Below are 24,028 nucleotides of genomic sequence, written 5' to 3'. Positions count from 1 at the left end.
CGTTCGTACCTGGCGTCGTATCCGACCAGACGCCCCGTCCCAGGGCGGCCGGTACGACGTCAGGAGTCGTCCCATGGTGAAGTCCCGCATATCCGCCCGCCGTCGTCCTCTTCTGCTCGGCGCCTGCGCGCTGCTCGCCCCCGCCCTGCTGGTGGCCTGCGGCGCGTCCGGCTCCCCCTCCGCGGCGGGGGACGCCGCGCAGCGCACGGGCACGCCGAGCGCGAGCGCAAGCACGAGTACGGGTGCGACCGGCGCGGCGGGCGGGAGCTCGGTGGCGGCCCGGCCGACGCCGCACGAGGACGGCGCCCCCTCGGCCGACCCGGACGGGGACCGCTCCTCGGACACCCCGTCCCCGCACCGGACACCCACCGCGCCGCGCACCCCGGCGAACCCGTCCGCCCCGACCGCCACCGGCACCGGCCCGGCCTCCACCCCCACCGACCCGAACCCGAACCCGGCCCCGGCCGGCGGCGTGCTGCGGCACACCGCCTCCGGTGGGAAGACCGTCGCGCTGACCTTCGACGACGGCCCGGGCCCGGCCACCGGCCAGGTGCTGGACCTGCTGGCGCAGTACGGCGCCAAGGCGACGTTCTGCGAGATCGGCGCCAACGCGAAGGCGCACCCGGCGGCGGTGCAGCGGATCGTCGCCGAGGGCCACCGGCTGTGCGACCACACGGTGGACCACCCGCAGCCGATGCACAAGCAGTCGCACCAGCAGCAGGTCGCCGAGATCGCCGACGCCCGGGCCATGATCGTGAACGCGGCCGGGAACGACCCGGCCGTGACCTGGTGGCGCGCCCCGGGCGGCGACTTCACCGCCGAGAACGAGCGGATCGGCGCCGACCTGGGCATGAAGTCGCTGGGCTGGACGGTCGACCCGCGGGACTGGTCGCGCCCGGGCGTGCCGGCGATCGTCTCCACCGTGCAGCAGACCCTGCGCCCGGGCGGCGTGGTGCTGATGCACGACGGCGGCGGCGACCGCAGCCAGACCGTGGCGGCGCTCCAGCAGCTGCTGCCCTGGCTGGTCGCGCAGGGCTACACCTTCGACTTCCCGCAGTCCTGACGGCCCGTCACGGCCCCTCGGCGGGCCCTCTCGACAGGCGCGCCCGGAAACCGCCCTAGGAGGCGACCTTGAGCGGCCAGCGCGGGTCGACGACGGCCTCCGGGTCCTTGCGGCGCAGCCAGCTCTGCAGGTCGGTGGCCCAGGCCCGGTACCAGTCGATCTGCCGCCGGTGCAGTTCGTCCAGCGGCAGGTCGCCGGCCTGGGCCGGGTACCGGTGGCCGAGCGCGACGGCGACCCGGACGGCGGCCAGCGCGTCGCTGCCGGCCTCGTGCGCGTCGCGCAGCTCGACGCCGTAGACCTCGCAGACCCGCTGCAGGGTGCGCGAGCCCTTGCGGTACTTGTCCAGGGCGCGGTCGACGACCATGGCGTCGACCACGGGGGTGACGGGGCCGCCGAGGCGGTCGGCCAGCGTCGGCAGGCCGTGGCGGCGCAGCTCGGCGTCGAGCAGCGACAGGTCGAACGGGGCGTTGAAGGCGACCACGGGCCGGCCGGCCGCGAGCCGCTCGGCCAGGGCGCGGGCGATCTCCTCGATCGCCTCGGCGGCGGGCCGGCCCTGCGCGCGGGCCCGCTCGTCGGTGATGCCGTGGATCGCGGCGGCGTCGGCGGGTATCGGGACGCCCGGGTCGAGCAGCCAGCTGGTGACGGTCTCGACGCCCCCGCCGAGGGTGTCGACCACCGCGGCGGTGACGATCCGCGACTCCTCCGGGTCGGTGCCGGTGGTCTCCAGGTCGAAACCGGTGAGCGGCCCCTTCCACCAGGTCATGGGGGTGTGTCCTTCCGTCGGCACTGCCACATTCCGTCCATCATCGCCTGCCGCAGTGACAGCCTCCACGGCGCGTCCGCCCCGCGGCCGGGTCGGCGGCCGGTCCCGGCGCAGGTCAGGACACCGGCCGGGAGTCGCCCCAGAGGCCCTCGAACTCCTCGCGATAGACCTCCAGCAGGCCGGGTTCGGTGCCCCCGGACTCCTGTCCGGCGCCGCCGCGCAGCACCAGCGCGGGCGACTCGATGCCGCGGGCCTTGCGCAGGTAGGGCTGGACCACGCCGAGGTCGGTGGAGCGGCGGCGGCCGCCCGCGCCGGCCACCCGGGGGCCCTCGACCAGGTAGGCGGTGAACCGGGGCAGTTCGTCGAACACCCGGATCTCGAAGCTGCCCTGGTCCCGCAGCCGGGACCTGACCCGCCGCACGTGCATGATGTTCATCTCCACCGAGCGCCCCAACTCGCCCCGCCCGATGCCGAGTTCGCGTTCACGTCGGCGGACGGCGCTGCTCGCCGGGTTGAGGAACAGCAGCCGGACCCGGCAGCCCTCGGTGGCCAGTCGGACCAGCCGCTTGCCGGTGTAGTTCTGGCAGAGCATGCCCAGGCCGATGCCGACCGCGTCGAGCCGGCGGGCGCCCTCCAGCAGGTCCTCCACCGGCAGGTCGCGCTGCAGCCGGACCCGGTCGGCGTGCACCGCGACCACGTCGGCGTACCGGCCGGCGACCAGTTCCTCGACCACGTCGGCGGGCACCCCGCCGTGCGCGCCGTCGAGCAGCGCCAGCAGCCGGGCGGCGGCCCGCTCGGTCTGGTCGAGGACGGTCTGCGACAGGGCCCGGTTGCGGGAGACCACGTGCCGGGCGACCTCCAGTTCGTCCAGTGCCAGCTCGATCTCCCGGCGGTCCACCAGGTGCGGTTCGAAGCACGGCCAGTGCTGCACCATCAGCTCGCGCAGCTGGGGCAGCGTGAGGAAGACCAGCGGGTCGTCGTCCACCGGGTCGAGCAGGTAGCCCTTGCGGCGGGAGACCTCGCGGATCGCGGCGGCCCGGTGCACCCACTCCTCGCCGGCCGGGCCGGCCGCGGCGGTCACCCACTCCTCGCCGTGCGCGGGCGCGTACAGCGGGCGGAGCACCTCGTCGACCAGGGCGCGCATCCGCTGCTCGACCAGGTTGAGCCAGACGTAGGCGCGGCCGGCCAGCCGGACCCGGCGGTAGGCGTCGTCCCACCGGTCGACGGCCCAGCCGGGCGGCATCCCCTCGGCGGCGCCCGGCTGCGGGGGCAGCGGGCCGCGTCCGCCGCGGACCACCAGCGTCGGGGCCTCGCTGCTCCCGGCGCGCGGGTCCTGGCCGTCGCCGGAGGGGAACCCCATCCGCTACCTCACCTCTCGCTCGCCGCCCACCGGGTGACGGCGCGTCCGCTGGAATCCCTCCACCGCGGCGCCGCTGGCGCGCCGCACGGGCCCGGGGCTCGCGTTCCGGACGATCAAGGGTATCGCCCGGTGCGGCCGGGCCGCAGCCCTCTCGACAGCAACCGGACCGGCTCTCGACGGTCCGTCACCGGGCGGCCACGCCGCGCCGACGGACCCACCCGCCAGGACACCCGTTCGGGCGAACCACGCGCGGATGGGCGCGGAGTTCGGGCCGCCGTCGGTGAGTATGCGGATGTGCCGTGCGTCACCTGGCTGCCGCCCCGCACATGGCCGGGCGCCCGGCCGGGAAGACCCCGCGCGAGCGCCAGTTCACGTCCGGTACAAGGAAGTTGAGGACACATGCAGGTCTGGCCGGGGCAACCGTACCCGCTCGGCGCCACCTACGACGGGGCGGGCACCAACTTCGCCGTGTTCTCCGAGAGCGCGGACCGGATCGAACTCTGCCTGATCGCCGAGGACGGCGCCGAGACGGTGGTCGAACTCCGCGAGACCGACGCCTTCGTCCGGCACGCCTACCTGCCGGGCGTCCAGCCGGGGCAGCGCTACGGCTTCCGGGTGCACGGCCCGTTCCAGCCCGGTCTCGGGCAGCGGCACAACGCCTCGAAGCTGCTGCTCGACCCGTACGCGAAGGCGATGAGCGGGCACGTCGACTGGGACGAGTCGGTGTACGGCTACCACTTCGGGGCGCCGGAGCGCCGCAACGACCTGGACTCGGCGGCGCACACCATGCACTCGGTGGTGATCAACCCGTACTTCGACTGGGGCACCGACCGGCCGCCGCGCACCGACTACCACCGCACGGTGGTCTACGAGTCGCACGTCAAGGGCCTGACCCGGCTGCACCCGGACATCTCCGAGGAGATCCGCGGCACCTACGCGGGCCTGGCCCACCCGGCGGTGATCGAGCACCTGGCGAAGCTCGGCGTCACCGCGATCGAGCTGATGCCGGTGCACCAGTTCGTCCGCGACCACCGACTGCGCGACCTGGGCCTGTCCAACTACTGGGGCTACAACACGATCGGCTTCTTCGCCCCGCACTCCTCGTACTCCTCCACCGGCGACCGCGGCCAGCAGGTGCAGGAGTTCAAGTCGATGGTGAAGGCGCTGCACGCGGCGGGCATCGAGGTGATCCTCGACGTGGTCTACAACCACACCGCCGAGGGCAACCATCTGGGTCCGACGCTCTCCTTCCGCGGCCTGGACAACGCCTCCTACTACCGGCTCGCCCGGGACCAGCGCTTCTACGAGGACACCACCGGCACCGGCAACTCGCTGCTGATGCGCAGCCCGCACGTACTCCAGATGATCATGGATTCGCTGCGCTACTGGGTCACCGAGATGCACGTGGACGGCTTCCGCTTCGACCTGGCGGCGACGCTGGCCCGCCAGTTCCACGAGGTCGACCGGCTGTCGTCCTTCTTCGACCTGGTCCAGCAGGACCCGGTCGTCTCGCAGACCAAGCTGATCGCCGAGCCCTGGGACCTCGGCGAGGGCGGCTACCAGGTCGGCAACTTCCCGCCGCTGTGGACCGAGTGGAACGGCAAGTACCGGGACACCGTCCGCGACTTCTGGCGCGGCGAGTCCGCGACGATGGCCGAGTTCGGCTCCCGGCTGACCGGCTCCTCCGACCTCTACCAGGACGACGGCCGCCGCCCGATCGCCTCGATCAACTTCGTCACCTGCCACGACGGCTTCACGCTGCGCGACCTGGTCTCCTACAACGACAAGCACAACGAGGCCAACCACGAGGACAACCGGGACGGCGAGTCGCACAACCGCTCCTGGAACTGCGGCGCCGAGGGCGACACCACCGATCCGGCCGTCCTCGACCTGCGGGCCCGCCAGCAGCGCAACATGATCGCCACCCTGATGCTCTCCCAGGGCGTCCCGATGCTCGCCCACGGCGACGAGCTGGGCCGCACCCAGCGCGGCAACAACAACGCCTACTGCCAGGACTCCGAACTGACCTGGCTGCGCTGGCCCGGCACCCCCGCCACCGCCGAGCAGCCCGACCCGGCCGACACCGCGCTGCTGGAGTTCACCCAGGGCATGATCTGGCTCCGCCGCGACCACCCGGTCTTCCGGCGCCGCCGCTTCTTCCACGGCCGCCCGGTCTCCGGCACCCACGACGACCTCACCGACATCGCCTGGTTCACCCCCGCCGGCGAGGAGATGACCAAGCAGGACTGGTCCACCTCCTACGCCAAGTCGCTGACCGTCTTCCTCAACGGCAACGCCATCTCCGAACCCGACCGCCGCGGCGGCAAGATCGTCGACGACTCCTTCCTGCTGCTCTTCAACGCCCACTTCGAGCCGCTCGCCTTCACCGTCCCCGCCGACCACGGCGACGCCTGGCAACTCGTCGTCGACACCTCCCTCCCCACCCTCCCCCCGCCCGGCACCGGCACCCGGGTCAAGGCCGGCGACACCCTGCGCCTCCTCGACCGCTCCCTGATGGTGCTCCAGCGCCCGGCCTGAGGCGTCCGCCCCGGTTTCCCCGCCGGCAATCCGGGTACCTCCCCCGTTCGGCAAGAAGCCGCAGATCAAGGGGGGTACGAAGTGTCTCGCAGATGGTTGGTGACGGGCTGTTCGTCCGGTCTCGGGCTGGCGTTGGCGCGGGCCGTGCTGGCGGCCGGGGACGTGCTGGTGGCGACGTCCAGGGGGGACTCGCCGCTGGACGCCCTCGCCGAGGAGTTCCCGGAGCGGCTGGTGCGGGCCCGGCTGGAGCTGCGCGACCCGGAGCAGTGCGCGGCGGCCGTCGCCCTCGCGCAGGAGCGCCTGGGCGGCGTCGACGTGCTGGTGAACAACGCCGCCGTCGGCCTGTTCGGCGCGGTCGAGGAGGTCTCCGACGCGGAGCTGCGCGAGCAGTTGGAGGTCCTGGCGGTGGCCCCGTGGCGGATGGCCCGGCTGGTGCTGCCGCTGATGCGCGCCCAGGGCGGCGGCCACATCGTGAACGTCTCCTCGGTGGGCGGCCGGATGGCCTTCCCCGGCCTGGGGGCGTACGTCGCGGGCAAGTTCGCGCTGGAGGGCATGACGCTGGCGCTGGCCGCGGAGGCGGCCCCGTTCGGGGTGCGGGTGACCGCCGTGGAGCCGGGCGGGTTCGCGACCTCGTACGGGTCCTCGCTGACCGAGGCGGCGACGGCGCTCCCGGAGTACGCGCAGGCGCTGGCGCCGATGCGGGCCGCGCTGCGCGGCATGGCGGGCGACGGGGTGCTGAACCGTCCGGAGGTGTTCGCGCAGCTGGTGCTGCGGGCGGTGGCCGCGGAGTCGGGCCCGGTGCGGCTGCCGGTCGGGCCGGACGCGTACGCGATGATGGAGGCCGCGCTGGCGGGCGAGGCCGCGGAGCTGGCGGCGGCCCGGGCGCTCGCCGAGGCGGCGCCCGACCCGGTCTGACGGCGGGTCGCCCCCGGTCGGGGGCGGGCCGCGGCGCGCCCGTTCGGCGCAGTGCGCGGTACGCCTCCCCCCGCCCGGGTAGGGATCGGGTATGACGTCAGCCGCCGCACGCCCTCCGACGGCCAGTTACCGCCTGCAGCTGCAGCCGGGGTTCACCTTCGACGACGCCCGCCGGGCGGTGCCGTACCTGGCGGCGCTCGGCGTCTCGCACCTGCACCTGTCGCCGCTGCTGGAGGCCGCGCCGGGGTCGACGCACGGGTACGACACCGTCGACCACGGCCGGGTCAGCGAGCAGCTGGGCGGCGAGGGCGCGCTGCGCGCCCTCGCCGCCCAGGCGCACGACCACGGCCTGGGCCTGATCGCGGACGTGGTGCCGAACCACATGGCGCTGCCGGTCCCGGAGCGGTTGAACGGCCCGCTGTGGGAGGTGCTGCGCAACGGCCCGGACGACCCGCACGCCGCCTGGTTCGACGTCGACTGGACGTCGCAGCGGGGGCCGGTGGACGCCCCGGAGCGGGGGCGGCTGCTGCTGCCGCTGCTGGGCGACCGGCTGGGCGCGGTGCTGGACCAGCTGGCGGTCGACGGGGAGGTGCTGCGCTACCACGAGCACGCGTTCCCGCTGCGACCCGGCACCGCGGGCCTGGCGCTGCCGGAGCTGCTGGCCCGCCAGTGGTACCGGCTGGCCTGGTGGAAGCTGGCCGACGAGCAGCTCAACTACCGCCGGTTCTTCACCGTGAACGAGCTGATCGCGGTGCGGCCGGAGGTGCCGGAGGTCTTCGAGGCCACCCACGGGGTGCTGCTGCGGCTGCACCGGGAGGGGGTGCTGGACGGCTTCCGGATCGACCACCCGGACGGGCTGGCCGATCCGCGCGGCTACCTGCGGCGGCTCGCGGAGGCGAGCGGCGGCGCGTACACGGTGGTGGAGAAGATCCTCACCGGCGAGGAGCGGCTGCCCGCGGACTGGCCGTGCGCGGGCACCACCGGGTACGACGCGCTGCGCCGGATCGACGGGGTGCTGACGGACCGTCGGGGCGCGGAGCGGCTGGCGGCGGCCTACCGGCGGGACGTCGGGGAGCCGCTGGACGCGGCGGGGTCGGGCCGGGCGGGGCGGGCGGAGATGGTGGCGCCGGGCGGGGCGCTGTCGGCGGAGACGGCGCGGCTGGCGCGGCTGGTGGGCCGGATCTGCGCGGAGGGGCCGGAGCTGGCCGACCACTCGCCGCTGGCGGTGCGCCGGGCGCTGGAGGGGCTGCTGACGGGGTATCCGGTGTACCGGCCGTACGTGGTGCCGGGCGAGCCGGCCCCGCCGGAGGCGGTGGCGGCGCTGGCCGCGCCCGAGGGGGCGTCGGACACCGAGCGGCTGGTGCGGGAGCTGGCGCTGGGGCGGCTGGGCCGGTCGGCGGCCCGGGACGAGTTCTGCCTGCGGTTCGGGCAGACGGCGTCGGCGGTGGCGGCGAAGGGCGTGGAGGACACCGCGTTCTACCGGTTCAACGCGCTGCTGTCGCTGAACGAGGTGGGCGGCCTGCCGGAGCGCCCGGGGGTGTCGCCGGAGGCGTTCCACGCCTGGTGCGCGGAGCAGGAGCGGGAGTGGCCGGGCGGGATGACGGCGCTGTCCACGCACGACACCAAGCGCAGCGCGGACGCCCGGGCCCGGCTGGCGGTGCTGGCGGAGCTGCCGGAGGTGTGGGCGGCGGAGTGCGCGGCGTGGACGTCGGCGGCGGGGCCGTGCCCGGACCGGTCCTCGGCGTGGCTGCTGTGGCAGACCCTGGTGGCGGCCTGGCCGCTGCCGGTGGAGCGGCTGGTCGGGGTGCTGGTGAAGTCGGCGCGGGAGGCGAAGCTGCGCACCTCGTGGAAGGAGCCGGACGAGGGGTTCGAGGGCCGGTTGACGCGGTACGCGCGCGGGGCGGCGGCCGATCCGGTGCTGGGTCCGCGGATCGCCGGGTTCGTCCGGCTGCTGGAGCCGTTCGCCCGGGTGAACTCGCTGTCGGCGGCGCTGCTGCACCTGCTGGCGCCGGGGGTGCCGGACGTGTTCCAGGGCGGCGAGGAGCCGCTGTACACGCTGGTCGACCCGGACAACCGGGCGCCGGTGGACCTGGGGGCGCTGGCGGTGCGGCTGGCGGACTCGCCGGAGCCGCGCCCGGGCGACCTGGCCCGGGAGAAGCTGCACCTGACCGCCGCGGCCCTGCGCCTGCGCCGTGCGGGCCCGCTGGGCTCGTACCGGCCGGTGGCGGCGCAGGGTCCGGCGGCGGAGCACCTGGTGGCGTTCGGGCGGGGCGAGCGGGTGCTGGCGGCGGCGACCCGGCTGCCGTACGGGCTGCACCGGGCGGGCGGCTGGCGGGACACCGCGGTGGAGCTGCCGACGGGCCGTTGGACGGACCTGCTGACGGGCCGCCACTTCGTCGGCGGCCCGGTCGAACTGTCGTATCTGTTCCAGCAGTCGCCGGTGGCGCTGCTGTCGGAGGGGGCTTGATGCTGTACCAGGTGTGGGCGCCGGACGCCAAGGTGGTCGAGGTCGAGGTCGGGGCGATCCCGTACCTGCTGGAGCGCGATCCGGCCCGGCCGGGCTGGTGGCGCGGGGAGGGCCCGGACGGCGATTACGGCTTCCGGATCGACGGCGGCCGGGCGCTGCCCGATCCGCGCTCGGCCCGGCAGCCGTTCGGGCCGGACGGGTTGAGCCGGGCGGTCGACCATTCCGCGTTCGCCTGGTCGGGGACGGCGTGGCGGGGCCGCCCGCTGCCGGGCGCGGTGGTGTACGAGCTGCACGTGGGGACGTTCACCCCGGAGGGGACCTTCGACGCGGCGGTGGAGAAGCTCGACCACCTGGTCGAACTGGGCGTGGACTTCGTCGAGTTGATGCCGGTGTGCACCTTCCCCGGCCGTGCGGGCTGGGGCTACGACGGGGTGGCGCTGTGGGCGGTGCACGAGCCGTACGGCGGCCCGGACGGGCTGAAGCGCTTCGTCGACGCGGCGCACCGGCGCGGGCTGGGCGTGGTGCTGGACGTGGTGCACAACCACCTGGGCCCGTCCGGCAATTACCTGCCGCGGTTCGGCCCGTACTTCACCGACCGGCACCGGACGCCGTGGGGGTCGGCGGTGAACCTGGACGCGCCGGGGTCGGACGAGGTGCGGGCGTTCCTGGTCGGCAGTGCGCTGGCCTGGCTGCGCGACTACCGGATCGACGGTCTGCGGCTGGACGCGGTGCACGCCCTGGTGGACACCCGGGCGGTCCACTTCCTGGAGGAACTGGCCACCGAGGTCGAGAAGTTGGCGCAGGCGACCGGCCGTCCGCTGTTCCTGGTCGCCGAGTCCGACCTGAACGACCCGCGCACCACCGCCCCGCGCCCGGCGGGCGGCCTGGGCCTGGACGCGCAGTGGAGCGACGACTTCCACCACGCCCTGCACTGCCTGCTGACCGGCGAGTCCCAGGGCTACTACGCGGACTTCGCCGCCGACCCGTACGCGGCCGTCGCCAAGACCCTGACCGGGGGGTTCTTCCACGACGGGAGCCGGTCCTCGTTCCGCGGCCGCGCGCACGGCCGCCCGTTCCCGGCCGAGTACGGGCACCGGCTGCTCGGGTACGCGCAGACCCACGACCAGGTCGGCAACCGGGCCACCGGCGACCGGCTGTCGGCGTCGCTGCCGCCGGGCCGGCTCGCGGCGGCGGCCGCGCTGGTGCTGACCTCGCCGTTCACGCCGATGCTGTTCATGGGCGAGGAGTGGGGCGCGGCCACGCCGTGGCAGTACTTCACCGACCACACCGATCCGCAGCTCGCCGAGGCGGTCCGGCAGGGCCGGCGCCGGGAGTTCGCCGAGCACGGCTGGCGCGCCGAGGACGTCCCCGACCCGCAGGACCCGGCGACGGTGCGCGCCTCCACCCTGGACTGGTCCGAGCCGGGGCGCGAGCCGCACGCCGAACTGCTCGCCTGGTACCGGGAGTTGATCCGGCTGCGGCGCGCCGCCCCGGAGCTTTCGGACGGCGACCTGGGCGCCGTCCGGGTCCGGTACGACGCGGCGGCGGGCTGGCTGGCCGTGCACCGGGGCCGCTACCGGGTGCTGGTGCACCTCGGCGCCGGAGTGTGCGCCGTGCCGTTGGACGGCGAACTCGCCGGCCTGGAAGCCTGCTTCGGCGAGGCCCGGCCCGGCCCGGCCGGCAGCGTGCTGCTCGGCCCGGACTCGGTGGCGGTGCTCCGCACCGCCTGAACGCTACGCCAGGAAGCCGCCGATGCCCCGGTGCAGCCCGGCGGCGTCCAGGCCGTACGCGGCCAGGTGCTCGGGGATCGAGCCGTAGTGCCGGTGCTCCTCCTTCGGCACGCCCAACCCGAGCACGCGGTGCGGCAGTTCGGCCAGCGCCCGGTGCGCCTCGGCGGCCGAGGTGCCCGCCAGGTACGGCTCGACCAGCACCACGTCGGCCCGCCCGCCGAGCGCCGCCCGCAGGCCCGCCGCGTCGAACGGGCGCACGGTGGCCGCGTACAGCACGGTGACGTCGAGCGTCTCGGTGGCCTCCAGCACCGCGTCCAGCATCGGGCCGACCGCCAGCACCACCCCGCGCGACCCCTGGCGGACCGTCAGGAACCTGCCGGGGGCGACGGGTCGCGCCTCCCGGTTGCGGTGCGCGGAGAGCCGCACGTACTGCAGGGTGTCGCCGTCGGCGACGGCGTGCCGCAGCAGCAGGTCGGCCTCGGCCGGGTGGCCGGGCACGTGGACCTGCCAGCCGGGCAGGGTGTCCAGCAGCGCGACGTCGCCGGGCGCCATGTGGGTGCGGCCGCCGGCCGGCCAGTCGTAGGAGCCGGCCGCGCTCACCAGGACCGCGCCGACGCCCTGGTGCACCAGGTCCAACTTCACCTGCTCGAAGGGCCGTTCGATCAGGAAGCTGGCGAAGGTGTGGGCGATCGGGCGCAGCCCGGTCAGCGCCAGGCCGCCGGCCGCGCCGATCAGCAGCTGTTCGCGGATGCCGACGTTCACCACCCGGTCGGGGTGCGCGCGGGCCGCCTCCGGGAACTGCGCCACCCCGATGTCGGCGAGCACCAGCGCGGTGCGCGGGTCCCGGTCCAGCAGTTCGGTGACCGTGCGGCCGAACTGCTCCCGCATCGTGAGGTCCTGGGTCTCCATGGTTCCTGCTCCCCTTCTCGTCAGCCGTGCTTGGGTTCGGTGCGGGCCACCACCACGTGCGGGCGGCCCGGGTGCGGGGCGGTGAACGCCCGGTACAGCTGCTCGTGGTCGCGGCCGTCGACGGTGGCCGTCGACCAGCCCTCGCCGGCGAACCGGGCCGCGATGCCGCCGCTCCAGCCGTGCGTGGCCGAGGAGTTGTCGATCACCAGGGTGTGCAGCCGGTCCAGCCCGTAGGCCCCGGCGAAGGCCACCGCCTCGTGGTTGGAGCCCTCGTCGAACTCGGCGTCCCCGATCAGCACCCACACCGCCGGGGCGTCCAGTCCCTGGGCGCGCAGGCCGAGGGCGGTGCCGACCGCCAGCGGCAGGCCGTGGCCCAGCGAGCCGGAGCCGATCTCCGCGCCCGGCACCAGCAGCCGGTCCGGGTGGTGGCCCAGCGGCGAGTCGTAGGACCCGAAGCTGGGCAGCAGCTCGGCCGGGAAGAAGCCCTTCGCCGCCAGCACCGCGTAGTAGGCCATCGGGCCGTGGCCCTTGGACAGCAGGAACCGGTCCCGGTCCGGCGCGTCCACGTTCTCCGGGCCGACCTTCAGCACCCGGTCGTACAGCACCCAGAGCGCGTCCAGGGTGGAGTGCGCGGCCGGGGAGTGCTTCTCGTCGCCCGCCATCAGGGAGATCAGGTGCGGCAGTTCGGCGAATCCGCCGAGCCCGCCGCCGGGAGTGCGCGTCGCTTCGCTCGTCATGGGAAGAGCATCGGACTTCAAGCGCGCTTGAAGTCAAGCGCCGCTCCCCGGGTATCCTGCGGACCCATGGCACCCTCCCGGCACGACGTCCTCACCATCGGCCAACTCGCCGAACGCAGCGGCCTGGCCACCTCGGCGCTGCGCTACTACGAGAGCCTCGGGCTGATCCACTCCGCGCGCACCGCCGGGAACCAGCGCCGCTACCCGCGCTCGGCGCTGCGCCGGATCGCCTTCGTCCGGGCCGCCCAGCAGGTCGGCCTCAGCCTGGAGGAGGTCGCCACCGCGCTCGCCCGGCTCCCCGAGGACCGCGCGCCCAGCAACCGGGAGTGGAACACCGTGGCCGCCGCCTGGCAGCACCGGATCGACCGGCAGATCGCCGAACTCCAGCTGATGAAGGCCAAATTGACGGGCTGCATCGGCTGCGGCTGCCTCTCGCTGACCCGCTGCGGCCTCTACAACGCCGACGACCGGGCCGCCCGCACCGGCCCCGGCGCCCGCTACCTGCTGACCCGCGACCCGGACTCGGGGCCCGAACCGGACCAGGGCCCCGGACCGGACTCGGGGCCCGAACCGGAGGGGGCGGACACCCCCGCGGGCTGAGCCGGCGGGAATTCCCGGAAAGGCGGTCGCCGCCCCTTTATTCGAACATCCATACGAATGGAATTCCGCCGGACATCGTGGACGATCCACTGCCCCACCGCCCACTTTGCCGGTCCGTTGTCACGGCGGATTCCGGGCCGTCTATGCTGCCCCCGAAAGCGCGTTCCGCTGACGGGGGAGCAGTTGTGACCGACCATCAGGAAATCTCGCTCGACTGGATGTCCGGCGACCAGAGCCCGCCGCCGTCCGCCGAGCTCCGCCCGGAAATCCCGCACCCGGCCCGAATGTACGACTACTACCTCGGCGGCAAGGACAACTTCCCCGCCGACCGGGCCGCCGCCGAACAGGTCGTCGCGCTCAGCCCGCTGGTGCGGATCAGCGCGCAGGCGAACCGGGCCTTCCTGCAGCGGGCCGTCCGGCTCCTCGCCGAGTCCGGCGTCCGCCAGTTCCTGGACATCGGCACCGGCATCCCGTCCGCCGGGAACACCCACGAGATCGCGCAGTCCGTCGACCCGTCCGCCCGGGTCGCCTACCTCGACAACGACCCGATCGTGCTGGTCCACGGCCGGGCCCTGCTGGCCGGCGCCGAACCCGGCAGCGTCAGCGTCCTGCAGGCCGACCTGCGCGAGCCGAAGGCGATCCTCGCCGACCCGGCCGTCCGCGACCTGCTCGACCTCGACCGCCCGGTCGCGCTCCAGCTCTTCGCGATCCTGCACTTCATCGACGACGCCGACGACCCGTACGCGATCGTCCGCACCCTGGTCGACGCGCTGCCCTCCGGCAGCTACCTGGCGCTCTCGCACGCCACCGGCGACTTCGTCCCCCAGGAGGACGCCGACCGCGGGCCCGCCATCTACCGCGCCGCCACCGCCCAGCTCACCATGCGCACCCGCGAGCAGGTGCTGCGCTTCTTCGACGGCCTGGAACTGCTGGAGCCCGGCCTGGTCACCGCCCCGCAGTGGCGGCCCGACCAGGAACCGCGGGACACCGACGCCCAGGTCGCCATCTGGGCGGGCGTGGCCCGCAAGCCCTGACCGCCGCTCCCCTCCCGTACCGGCCCTCCCGGCGGCGGTGCGATCATGGGGCTCCGCACCGACCCCGTTCGACGGAGCCGCCCGCCATGACCGCACTGCCGCTGCCCTCCCCGCTGGTGGACGCCGACTGGCTGGCCGCCCACCTCGACCACCCCGACCTGGTGGTCCTCGACGCCGGCGTCGGCGCGCACCGCGACGCGCCCGCCCGCATCCCCGGCGCCCGGCCCTTCGACCTCGACGGGGCGCTCTCCGACCACGCCTCGGACCTCCCGCACACCATGCCGTCCCCCGCCGACCTCCAGCGCGAACTGCGCGCCCTCGGCCTGCGCGCACGCTCCACCGCGGTGCTGTACGACGGGGCCGGCGTGTACTCCGCCCCGCGCGCCTGGTGGATGCTGCGCGCCGCGGGCTTCGACCGGGCCGCCGTCCTGGACGGCGGACTGCCCGCCTGGCGGGCCGCCGGACACCCCGTCACCGACCGGCGACTCCCCTGCGAGCCGGGCGACTTCACCGTCCGCCCGCGCCCGGGCCTGCTGCTCGACCGGGACGCCGTGGCCGCCGCCCTGACCGACCCCGGCACCGCCGTCCTGGACGCCCGCTCCCACGAGCGCTTCACCGGTGCCGCCCCCGAGCCCCGCCCGCACCTGCGCCGCGGCCACCTGCCCGGCTCGACCGGCCTCCCCTTCACCGAACTGCTCGGCCCCGACGGCCGCTACCTCCCCCTCCCCGAACTCCGCGCCCGCCTCGCCGCCGCCACCGCCGGCCGCCCCCACCTGATCGCCTCCTGCGGCTCCGGCGTCACCGCCTGCGTCCTCGCCTTCGCCGCCCACCTCACCGGCCACCCCTCCCCCGCCGTCTACGACGGCTCCTGGTCCGACTGGGGCCGCCCCGAAACCGGCCTCCCCGTCCGCACCGGGCCCTGAGCGCGCGCGCTCACCGCCCCCGCACACCCGCGTCCGCATCCGCCAACTCCGGCACCAGTGCGGCCAGTTCGTCGGCGATCCGGTTCAGGTCCGCGTGCGAGCTGCGCAGGTCCAGACGGCGGTGCTGGCAGTCCGCGAGGGCGGCGAGCGGCTCGGGGAGCCGTTCCCGGCGCAGCCTCGGGGTGTCGCCCACCAGGACGGGCACGACCAGCGCGCCGACCGCGAACGCCTCGACGATCTCCCGGCGCGGCCAGTCCTCCGGGTCCTCGACCGCGGCACGGCCGTCCCGCCCCTGGATGTCGAACCAGCGCGGGCCGACCACCGCGAGCAGCACGGCGCAGCCCCGCACCGCGGCGATCAGCTCCTGCGGGTAGCAACTGCCGGGCGCGATGGACTTGCTGGCCCGGAACACCCGCTCGCTGCCGAACCGGTACGACAACCCGTGGTCGAGCAGGGCGGCGACCGCTTCCTGGTCGCCGGTGCGGTAGTTCACGAAGATCGCGGGCATGGTGCGTCGACCTCTCTGTGCGGGGGTGTCCCGGCGGTGGTCCCGCCCGGGAAAGGGGAAACGGCCTGACGGTCCGTCAGCAGCCGGTGAGCGCGCGCAGCAGCGCGGGCTGGAACGCGCGCACCGCCCGGTTGGCCCGGAAGCGCCGCAGTTCGCGGTCGAGCCGCCGCAGGTCGGCGAGGACCGTCGCGGACGGGACGTCGGCGAGCGCGCCGATCTCCCCGGCGGCGAGGGCGCAAGCGTGCTCGGCCTCGCCCGCGCCGGCGTGGGCCAGGGCCCGGCGCAGGCCGTAGCGGATCCGGGCCCGGGTCGCGCCCGGCGGAATCCGGGCGTACTCGTGGTCCAGCACCTCGGCGGCGCGCCGGGCGTGGCCGAGGTCGAACAGGCACCAGCCGGTGGTCATCGCGGCCGGGTCGGCGAGGTTCCCGGTGCCGATCGGCGGCCCGTCCTCGTGGACGGCCGCGGCGGTGTCCAGCAGCACCTCGGCGCGCTCCAGGCTGCGCAGGCAGCGGGTCCGGTCGCCGCCGAGGGCGTGGCCCTGCGCCTCGCGGAGCGCGGCGAGGCCGCGGATCCGGGGCGGCAGCCGGCGGTCCTGGGCAGCGGTGGCGAGCCCGACGGTGGCGGCGACGTCCCCGGCGTAGAAGGTGATCAGGGCGCGCCGGACCAGGGCGTACCCGGCGAAGTGCCGGTTGCCGCCCGCCCGGGCGAGCTCGGCGGCCCGCTCGGTGTGCGCCAGGGCGGTCCGCCGGTCGCCCGCCTCCTGCGCCATCCAGCCGCCGAACTCGATGAAGTGCGCGGCGATCAGCAGCAGTTCGGAGCGGACCCGGCCTTCGCAGCGCAGCGCCAGGCGGACCGTCGTCTCGCTCTGCGCGTGCAGCCCGGGAACCAGCAGGGCCGGGTCGAGGTGCTGGCCGAGCGCCCGGTAGTGGGCGAGCTGGGCCCGGAGCAGCGCCGGGACCTCGGGGGCGAGCGCGGTGGGGCGCGACGGCAGGTCGGCGAGCACGCCGGGCCCGGGCAGGACCACGAGCGCCGACGCCCGGTCGCCGCGGCCGCCGGAACCACTGGAAGCCGAGCCCGAGCCGGAGCCGTCGGAACCGGAGCCGTCCGGGCCGGGCCGGAGGGCGAGTCGCTGGAGCCGGCCGTCGGCGCCGAGCAGCGCGTCGCAGCGGCGGGCGAGCTCCTGGGAGGCCCGGCGCTGGCCGCTCTCGACCTTGCTGAGGTAGCCCTTGCTGTAGCTGAGCTGCCGGGCGAGCCCTTCGAGCGAGAGGCCGCGCTCCTCGCGCAACCGGCGCAGTTCGGCCCCGAAGCGATGGGACAGCAGCATGCCAAACCACCCCCTGGGTACGTCCCTGGCACACGCCGGGAGACCGATGAGGAGCGCTCCCCGGCGCTCCGAGGGAATCTTGGCATGCGACTGATCGCTTCCGGAGCGTTACTCTGCGGTTTCCCGTTGCCAATTCCGCAGGCAGACCGGCCCACGGTCCGGCCCCGCCCGTTCCGGGGGCTACCGGCTACCGCCGGACGGGTGCCGGTCCGCCGCCCGGGCCGGGGCCCGGGTCAGGCCGCGCGCCGCTCCAGCTGCCGCCACAACTCGTCGACCCGGTCGGTGAGTCGGTCCAGGTCGCCGCTGTTGTCGAGGACCAGGTCGGCGACGGCGAGGCGGTCCTCGCGGGTGGCCTGGGCGGCCATCCGGGCCCGGGCCTCGTCCTCGGGCATGCCGCGCAGGGCGACCAGGCGGCGCAGGCGCTCCTCGTCCGGCACGTCGATGACCACGACCAGGTCGTACAGCGGGGCGAGCCCGTTCTCGGCGAGCAGCGGGACGTCGTGCACCACGATCGCGTCCGGCCCGGCGGCGGACTCCAGTTCGGCCGAGCGGGCCCGGACCAGCGGGTGGACGATCGCGTTCAGCTTCGCCAGCCGGGCCGGGTCGGCGAACACGATCCGGCCCAGCGCGGGCCGGTCCAGCGCGCCGTCGGGCAGCAGCACCTCCGGCCCGAACTCGGCGGCGACGGCGGCCAGTCCGGGCGTCCCGGGGGCGACCACCTCCCGGGCGATCAGGTCCGAGTCGACGATCACCGCACCGTGCGCGGCCAGTTGGCGGGAGACCTCGCTCTTGCCCGCGCCGATCCCGCCCGTCAGTCCGATCCTCAGCATGCCGCCAGGTTACCGGCCCGTACGGCGGCCCGGGCGGCGGGGCCGCCGCACGGGGCGCCGGCGAGGAGAACGACGGGAGAACTTCACGGGAACACTCCGACCGGTCCCCCAAGGGGCGTCCGGCGGCGGTTGTCCGTACAGCTTCGCGGGTCCGGACGCACGGGTTAAGGTGCCGCACAGCCGAGCCACCCCCGAACGATCGGAGCACCACCCGTGTCCAGCCTCTGGCCCGCCGGCCCGCGCCGGGTCCTGGTCGTCGGCATCGACGGCGTCCGCCTCGACCTGCTGCCGAGCCTGCGCACCCCGCACCTGGACGCGGTCGCCGCGGCCGGTTTCCTCGCCCCCGTCGAGGTGGACGACGCCACGCCGACCATGTCCGGGCCCTGCTGGGCGACGATCGCCACCGGCGTCGGCGTCGCCAAGCACGGCGTCTACGGCAACCACCTGGGCGGCCACCGGCTCGACGTGTTCCCGGACTTCACCACCCGCCTGGCCGGGACCCACCGCCGCCGCACCTTCGCGGTCGGCGGCTGGGAGCCGCTGTTCCTGGCCCGCGACGGCGGCCCGCTGTTCGCCGCCCCCGGCCGGCTCTCGTACATCGCCCCGCTGGAGGACACCCCCGAGGCGTGGGAGGTCTGCGACGAACGGGTCACCGCCGAGGCCGAGTACGTGCTGGCCCGCTCCGACGACGACCCGCAGGCCAGCTTCGTCTACCTCGGCGCGGTCGACGAGACGGCCCACTTCCGCGGCTGCGGCGAGGACTACCGCCGCTCGATCGAGACCGCCGACGCCCGCCTGGGCCGCCTGCTCACCGCCCTCCGCGCACGCCCGACGTACGCCGCCGAGGAGTGGACGGTCATCGTGGTCACCGACCACGGCCACGTCGACGCGGGCGGCCACGGCGGCCGCACCGCCCTGGAGCGCACCGCCTGGATCGCCGCCGCCGGCCCCGGCATCACCCCCGGCGCCCCCGTCGGCCCGCTGCACCACACCGACGTCGCCGCCCACGTCTACGCGGCCCTGGAGATCGTCCCCGATCCGCACTGGACCCTGGACGGCCGGCCGTTCCCGACGGCGGTCGCCGCCGAAACCCCTGCCGGGGCGAGCGCCTGACACCCCGTCGCACAGCTGAGGGGCCGTCACACCGGTGAGACCCTCTCACTCCCCGACGATCCGTCACGAGAGTGAGAGGGTCTCACTATTGCCAGAGCTTCCACCCGAAGCGGGATGCGTTCACCGGCACAACAGGGCGTCACTATCGTGAGAGGCTCCAACCTCTGCGACAGGTACTAGCCTCCGCGAGAGGCTCCCGCTCCCGCGAACCCCTCCCGTGCCCCCCACCGGCCCGTCAGACCAGTTCGAGGGTCTCACCCGCCGCCAGCGTGCGGTACTCCACGCCGCCGGTGCCCGGCCCCTGCGGGCCCAGCAGACGGCCGTGGACGGCCTGCCCGGCCTCGCTGAGGGTGGCCTCGTGGATGGCGACCGCCTGGCGGGGGCGGGCGTCGCGCAGGTAGTCGACCAGGTCGCCGGCCCGCAGCCAGGGGGCGCCGAGCGGGAGCAGCAGGGTGTCGACGGTGTCCGGCGGGGCGGTCAGCGCGTCGCCGGGGTGGAAGACCCGGCCGCCGAGCAGGAAGCCGATGTTGGGGATGCGCGGGATGTCCCGGTGGATCTCGGCGTGCCACTCGCCGTGCACGGTGACCGGCAGCCCCTCCAGGTCGAACGCGTCGCCGTCGCCGACCACCGTCACCTTCGTCCCGATCCCCTCCAGCTGCCGGGCCACCGCCCCGTTGGTGAACACCCGCAGCCCGGGGTTGGCCTCGACGGCGGCGCGGACCCGCTCCTCCGTGAAGTGGTCGGCGTGCTCGTGGGTGATCAGCAGCGCGCTCACGCCCGCCACCACCTCGGGTCCGCTGAACATGCCGGGGTCGATCAGCACCGCCCCGCCCGCGTGCTCGATCCGGACGCAGGCATGGCCGAACTTCGTCAGTCGCATGCCGCCCAGACTACGACGCCGGACCCGAGCTACGGCGCGCCGAGCAACTCCCCGGCCGGCCGCCCCGCCGACGCCCCTGCTTCCGGCGCCCCTGCTTCCGGCGCCACCGGCCGCTGCGCGGGCAGCACCGCGGCGGCCAGCGGCGGCAGCTCGACGTGCTCGTCCAGGCCGATGCGGGCGTGCAGGCGGCGCAGCGGCGCGGGCGCCCACCAGTTGAGGCGGCCGAACAGGGTCATGGTGGCGGGCACCAGCAGGGTGCGGACCAGGGTGGCGTCCACCGCGACGGCCACCGCCAGCGCGATGCCCATCTGCTTGACCATCAGCATCTGCCCGGCGGCGAACCCGGCGAACACGATCACCATCAGCAGGCCCGCCGAGGTGATGATCCGGCCGCTGCGCTGCAGCCCGAGCTCCACCGACCGGGCGCAGTCGTGCCCCTGGTCGTGCAGTTCCTTGATCCGGGCGAGCAGGAACACCTCGTAGTCCATCGACAGCCCGAACGCGAAGGCGAACACCAGCACCGGGATGACGGTCTCCAGGCCGCCGGTCGGGGTGAACCCGAGCAGCCCGCTGAACCAGCCGTGCTGGAACACCAGGGTCAGCGCGCCCAGCGACGCGCCCAGCGAGAGCACGTTCATCAGCAGCGCCTTGACCGGCAGCACCACCGAGCCGGTCATCAGGAACAGCAGCACCAGCGTCCCGGCCGCGACCAGACCCAGCGCCCACGGCCCGCGCGTCCCGATCTCGTGCTGGAAGTCGACCAGCGAGGCCGCGTCGCCCGTCACGTACGTCCGCAGGCCGCCCCGGTCCGCGCGCAGTTCGCCGACCACCCGCTCGGCGCCCTCGCCCTGCGGGTCGCCGTGCACCAGCACGTCGACGGTGGCGACCCGGTCCGAGAGCGGCGTGACGGCGCGCACCCCGGAGACGCCGGGCAGCTTCGCGACCACCCGGTCGGCGTAGTCCTGGGCCTGCTGCGCGCCGCCCTCGACGACGACCTGGACGGCGGCGGGGGCCTGTGCGGGGAAGCGGTCCTGCACCGTCTCGGCGACCTGCCGGGAGGCGAAGCTCTTCGGCAGCACGTCGGCGCCGGAGTTGCGGAACTCCGAGCCCAGGAACGGCGCCCCGGCGGCCAGCAGCAGCGCCACGCAGGCCAGCATCACGGGGACGGCCTGGCGCTGCACCCGGCGCACCGTCCGGGAGAAGAAGCCCTCGTCGGGGACGGGCGCGGTCGGCGCCTTGATCCGGCGCCCCATGAAGCCCAGCAGCGCGGGGACGAGCGTCAGCGCCGCCGCCACCGCGATCACCACCACGCTGACGCCGGCCGCCCCGACCGCCCGGAACACCGGGCTGGTGAAGACGAACAGGCCGCTCAGCGCGACCGCGACCGTCAGGCCGGAGAACGCGACCGTCCGACCGGCCGTCGCGGCCGTCCGCTCCACGGCCTGCGCGATGTCCGCGCCGTGGCCGCGCTCCTCGCGGAACCGGTTGACCATCAGCAGCGCGTAGTCGATCGACAGGCCGAGGCCGAGCACGGTGGCGATCGGCAGCACCGAGGTGTCGATGTCCATGACCCGGCTGAACCCGAACATGGCCAGCAGCGCCCCGCCCACCGAGGCGATCGCCCCGATCGCGGGCAGCCCGGCCGCGGCCAGGCCGCCGAACACCAGCACCATCACGATCAGGGTGAGCGGCAGCGTGACGATCTCGCCGAACCGGGTGTCCTTCGCGGTCTGGTCCTTGACCTCCTGCTGCAGCACCAGGTCGCCGCCGACCACGGTGTGCGCGCCGGAGGCGGTGATCCGCTCCAGCCGGTCCGTCACCGCGGTGAGCTGCCGGGCCGTCGAGCCGTCCGCCATCCGCACGTTCACCAGCGAGGCCCGGCCGTCGCCGGCGGTCAGCTGTCCGCCGCTCGCGTAGGTGTCCGCGACCGAGACCACGCCCGGCAGCTTCCCGATCTCCGCGCTCGCCTGCTCGACGGCCGCCCGGACGCCCGGGTCGTCGACCGCGGGGCCGTCCACCACGGCGGTGACGGTGCCCTGCACCGGGTCGGCGGCCTGCACCACCGAGGTGCCGCGCGCCGACTCCGAGCCGCCGCTGCCGGTCGCCGCCACCGAGCCCTCGAACACCCGTCCGCCGATCAGCACCCCGGCCGCGAGCACCACCGCCCAGAACGCCAGCACCCAGCGGCGGTGCCGGAAGCACCACCGCCCGAGCGCGGCCAACCGGCCGGAAACCTGGAATGCCTGGACCTCTGCTGCGGTGGAGCGGGAGCTGCGCATGCGGGGGAACCTTTCGGACAAGTCCCCTCAATGTATGTGCGACCACCTGCCCGTCCTATAGCCGGACGATGAGCCTCATCTCACAATTCCCTTCACATAAACGCCACTTAAGCCCCACAGCACCCCCATGTGAACGGACGCAAAAAAGCAGCAACCCCCCGCCCAGGGAAACCCTGGAAGGGGGGTTGCTGCTCAGTCAGCTACACGGCTGCCGAAGCACGGAGCCTGTTCAGCTCTGGCCGCCGGCCAGCTTCTCGCGGAGCGCGGCCAGGGCCTCGTCCGAGGCGAGCGCGCCGGAGCCCTCGTCGCTGCTGGAGGAGTACGAGCCGCCACCGGACACCGGGGCCTCCTCGCCGGCCTCGGCGGCAGCAGCCGCGTCCGCCTCGCGGGACTTGATGACCTGGGCCTGGTGCTGCTCGAAGCGGGCCTGGGCCTCGGCGTACTGCCGCTCCCACTCCTCGCGCTGCTTCTCGAAGCCGGGCAGCCAGTCGTTCGCCTCGGGGTCGAAGCCCTCCGGGTAGATGTAGTTGCCCTGGTCGTCGTAGGACGCGGCCATGCCGTACAGGGTCGGGTCGAACTCGACCGACGCCGGGTCGGCACCGAGGGACTCGTTGGCCTGCTTCAGCGAGAGGCTGATGCGACGACGCTCGAGGTCGATGTCGATGACCTTGACGAAGATCTCGTCGCCGACCTGGACGACCTGCTCCGGGATCTCGACGTGGCGCTCGGCCAGCTCGGAGATGTGGACCAGGCCCTCGATGCCCTCGTCCACGCGGACGAACGCACCGAACGGAACCAGCTTGGTGACCTTACCCGGGACGACCTGCGAGATCTGGTGGGTCCGGGCGAACTGCTGCCACGGGTCCTCCTGGGTCGCCTTCAGCGACAGGGAGACGCGCTCGCGGTCCATGTCCACGTCGAGAACCTCGACGGTGACCTCCTGGCCGACCTCGACAACCTCGTTCGGGTGGTCGATGTGCTTCCAGGACAGCTCGGAGACGTGCACCAGACCGTCGACGCCGCCGAGGTCGACGAACGCACCGAAGTTGACGATCGAGGAGACGACGCCGGAGCGCACCTGGCCCTTCTGCAGGGTGGTGAGGAAGGTCTGGCGGACCTCGCTCTGGGTCTGCTCCAGCCAGGCACGGCGGGACAGGACCACGTTGTTGCGGTTCTTGTCCAGCTCGATGATCTTCGCCTCGAGCTCCTTGCCCACGTAGGGCTGGAGGTCGCGGACGCGGCGCATCTCGACCAGCGAGGCCGGGAGGAAGCCGCGGAGGCCGATGTCGAGGATGAGACCACCCTTGACGACCTCGATGACGGTACCGGTGACGATGCCGTCCTCTTCCTTGATCTTCTCGATCGTGCCCCAGGCACGCTCGTACTGAGCGCGCTTCTTGGACAGGATCAGACGGCCCTCCTTGTCCTCCTTCTGGAGAACCAGGGCCTCGATCTCGTCGCCGACCTTGACGACCTCGTGCGGGTCGACGTCGTGCTTGATCGAGAGCTCACGGGACGGGATGACACCCTCGGTCTTGTAACCGATGTCGAGGAGCACCTCGTCACGGTCGACCTTCACGATGATGCCCTCGACGATGTCGCCATCGTTGAAGTACTTGATGGTCTCGTCGATCGCCGCGAGGAAAGCTTCCGCGTCGCCGATGTCGTTGATCGCGACCTGCGGGGTGGTGCTGACAGAGGTGTCGGTGGGGCTCGTCATTAGGAAAAGGGCTCCGGTACGGACATGAAGTCGTAGGTACTGCCACGCGGGGGGCCCTGATCGCTCCCACCGAAAGCCGTGCAGGCCAGAAAACGGCCCACCGAAGATTCCTGAACCGGAATCCGGTGTCCGTCTGACGACCGTGGGGTCATTTCGACAGATGCGAGCGCGACCTGCTCCGTCCGAGGCGCGCAGGCCCGCAGCGCAACTTGTAGCATACGGGGACACCCGGGCACGGTCAACGCCGAAGCCGACGAGACCGGTAGAGGCCGGGACGGATCAGGCCATATCCTCCGATGGCGCACCTCGCGGCGGCCTGGACAACCGGCCCTACC

At 74.3% G+C, this 24,028-nt stretch carries 19 protein-coding genes; 9 read left to right on the top strand and 10 right to left on the bottom strand.

The genetic code is table 11. From position 1 onward, the window contains the following. Positions 1–73 precede the first annotated feature (73 nt). Positions 74–1,063, top strand: coding sequence for a polysaccharide deacetylase family protein (locus tag ACIQBJ_RS18020; RefSeq protein WP_400710628.1), 990 nt, complete (start codon positions 74–76; stop codon positions 1,061–1,063). 55 nt (positions 1,064–1,118) lie between these two features. Here the strand turns inward: ACIQBJ_RS18020 and ACIQBJ_RS18015 are convergent, their stop codons facing one another. Together ACIQBJ_RS18015 and ACIQBJ_RS18010 are read right to left on the bottom strand one after the other, a co-directional pair. After that, positions 1,119–1,826: an exonuclease domain-containing protein gene (locus tag ACIQBJ_RS18015; protein ID WP_400710625.1), complete on the bottom strand. Its 708-nt coding sequence runs from the start codon at positions 1,824–1,826 to the stop codon at positions 1,119–1,121. Positions 1,827–1,941: 115 nt separating this feature from the next. After that, on the bottom strand, positions 1,942–3,069 hold the full coding sequence (locus tag ACIQBJ_RS18010) for an SAV2148 family HEPN domain-containing protein (RefSeq protein WP_400711359.1): 1,128 nt from the start codon (positions 3,067–3,069) through the stop codon (positions 1,942–1,944). A gap of 516 nt (positions 3,070–3,585) precedes the next feature. On the opposite strand from ACIQBJ_RS18010, the gene glgX reads away from it, so the two are divergent. From glgX to treZ, 4 genes are all read left to right on the top strand, one after another. Next, positions 3,586–5,724: a glycogen debranching protein GlgX gene (gene glgX, locus ACIQBJ_RS18005; protein WP_400710622.1), complete on the top strand. Its 2,139-nt coding sequence runs from the start codon at positions 3,586–3,588 to the stop codon at positions 5,722–5,724. A gap of 81 nt (positions 5,725–5,805) precedes the next feature. Further along, positions 5,806–6,639, top strand: coding sequence for an SDR family oxidoreductase (locus ACIQBJ_RS18000; RefSeq protein WP_400710619.1), 834 nt, complete (start codon positions 5,806–5,808; stop codon positions 6,637–6,639). 91 nt (positions 6,640–6,730) lie between these two features. Continuing rightward, the gene (gene treY / locus ACIQBJ_RS17995) at positions 6,731–9,106 is read left to right on the top strand and encodes a malto-oligosyltrehalose synthase (protein WP_400710616.1); all 2,376 of its coding nucleotides are present in this window, start codon (positions 6,731–6,733) and stop codon (positions 9,104–9,106) included. Beyond that, positions 9,106–10,836 (top strand): malto-oligosyltrehalose trehalohydrolase, encoded by a 1,731-nt coding sequence (treZ, locus tag ACIQBJ_RS17990; protein ID WP_400710614.1) that lies wholly within the window; start codon positions 9,106–9,108, stop codon positions 10,834–10,836. The genes treY and treZ overlap by 1 nt, the downstream gene beginning before the upstream one ends. A gap of 3 nt (positions 10,837–10,839) precedes the next feature. Here treZ and ACIQBJ_RS17985 read toward each other — a convergent pair whose 3' ends face one another. Next, a complete protein-coding gene (locus ACIQBJ_RS17985) occupies positions 10,840–11,745 on the bottom strand; it encodes a transketolase family protein (RefSeq protein ID WP_400710611.1) in 906 nt (301 codons plus the stop codon). 20 nt (positions 11,746–11,765) lie between these two features. Further along, a complete protein-coding gene (locus ACIQBJ_RS17980; RefSeq protein ID WP_400710608.1) occupies positions 11,766–12,482 on the bottom strand; it encodes a transketolase in 717 nt (238 codons plus the stop codon). A gap of 66 nt (positions 12,483–12,548) precedes the next feature. Here ACIQBJ_RS17980 and soxR point away from each other — a divergent pair, with 66 nt between their 5' ends. From soxR to ACIQBJ_RS17965, 3 genes are all read left to right on the top strand, one after another. After that, positions 12,549–13,082, top strand: a complete 534-nt coding sequence (soxR, locus tag ACIQBJ_RS17975; RefSeq protein WP_400710605.1) for a redox-sensitive transcriptional activator SoxR — start codon at positions 12,549–12,551, stop codon at positions 13,080–13,082. A 218-nt stretch (positions 13,083–13,300) separates the two neighbouring features. Beyond that, positions 13,301–14,116, top strand: coding sequence for an SAM-dependent methyltransferase (locus tag ACIQBJ_RS17970; protein ID WP_400711356.1), 816 nt, complete (start codon positions 13,301–13,303; stop codon positions 14,114–14,116). Positions 14,117–14,202: 86 nt separating this feature from the next. Then, positions 14,203–15,039, top strand: a complete 837-nt coding sequence (locus ACIQBJ_RS17965) for a sulfurtransferase (protein WP_400710602.1) — start codon at positions 14,203–14,205, stop codon at positions 15,037–15,039. A 10-nt stretch (positions 15,040–15,049) separates the two neighbouring features. Here ACIQBJ_RS17965 and ACIQBJ_RS17960 read toward each other — a convergent pair whose 3' ends face one another. The 3 genes from ACIQBJ_RS17960 to coaE all read right to left on the bottom strand — a co-directional run bounded on the left by ACIQBJ_RS17960 (position 15,050) and on the right by coaE (position 17,701). Beyond that, a complete protein-coding gene (locus tag ACIQBJ_RS17960; protein WP_400710599.1) occupies positions 15,050–15,547 on the bottom strand; it encodes a hypothetical protein in 498 nt (165 codons plus the stop codon). A gap of 76 nt (positions 15,548–15,623) precedes the next feature. Further along, positions 15,624–16,871 (bottom strand): helix-turn-helix domain-containing protein, encoded by a 1,248-nt coding sequence (locus ACIQBJ_RS17955; protein WP_400710596.1) that lies wholly within the window; start codon positions 16,869–16,871, stop codon positions 15,624–15,626. 233 nt (positions 16,872–17,104) lie between these two features. Beyond that, positions 17,105–17,701 (bottom strand): dephospho-CoA kinase, encoded by a 597-nt coding sequence (gene coaE, locus ACIQBJ_RS17950; RefSeq protein WP_400710593.1) that lies wholly within the window; start codon positions 17,699–17,701, stop codon positions 17,105–17,107. A 213-nt stretch (positions 17,702–17,914) separates the two neighbouring features. Between coaE and ACIQBJ_RS17945 the strand changes: the two genes are divergently transcribed. Continuing rightward, entirely contained in the window at positions 17,915–18,814 is a 900-nt protein-coding gene (locus ACIQBJ_RS17945) for an alkaline phosphatase family protein (protein ID WP_400710590.1), read from the top strand. A gap of 235 nt (positions 18,815–19,049) precedes the next feature. On the opposite strand, the gene ACIQBJ_RS17940 is transcribed toward ACIQBJ_RS17945, so the two are convergent. From ACIQBJ_RS17940 to rpsA, 3 genes are all read right to left on the bottom strand, one after another. Continuing rightward, positions 19,050–19,694 carry an MBL fold metallo-hydrolase gene (locus ACIQBJ_RS17940; RefSeq protein WP_400710587.1) on the bottom strand — a complete coding sequence of 215 codons (645 nt, stop codon included), beginning with the start codon at positions 19,692–19,694 and terminating at the stop codon, positions 19,050–19,052. A gap of 29 nt (positions 19,695–19,723) precedes the next feature. After that, positions 19,724–21,973 (bottom strand): MMPL family transporter, encoded by a 2,250-nt coding sequence (locus ACIQBJ_RS17935; protein WP_400710584.1) that lies wholly within the window; start codon positions 21,971–21,973, stop codon positions 19,724–19,726. A 229-nt stretch (positions 21,974–22,202) separates the two neighbouring features. Continuing rightward, positions 22,203–23,693: a 30S ribosomal protein S1 gene (rpsA, locus tag ACIQBJ_RS17930; protein ID WP_014135162.1), complete on the bottom strand. Its 1,491-nt coding sequence runs from the start codon at positions 23,691–23,693 to the stop codon at positions 22,203–22,205. Between the last annotated feature and the right edge of the window lie 335 nt (positions 23,694–24,028).

The organism is Kitasatospora sp. NPDC088391 (assembly GCF_044753345.1).
Taxonomy (GTDB): Bacteria; Actinomycetota; Actinomycetes; order Streptomycetales; family Streptomycetaceae; genus Kitasatospora.
This window is presented reverse-complemented; position numbering and strand designations above follow the sequence as displayed.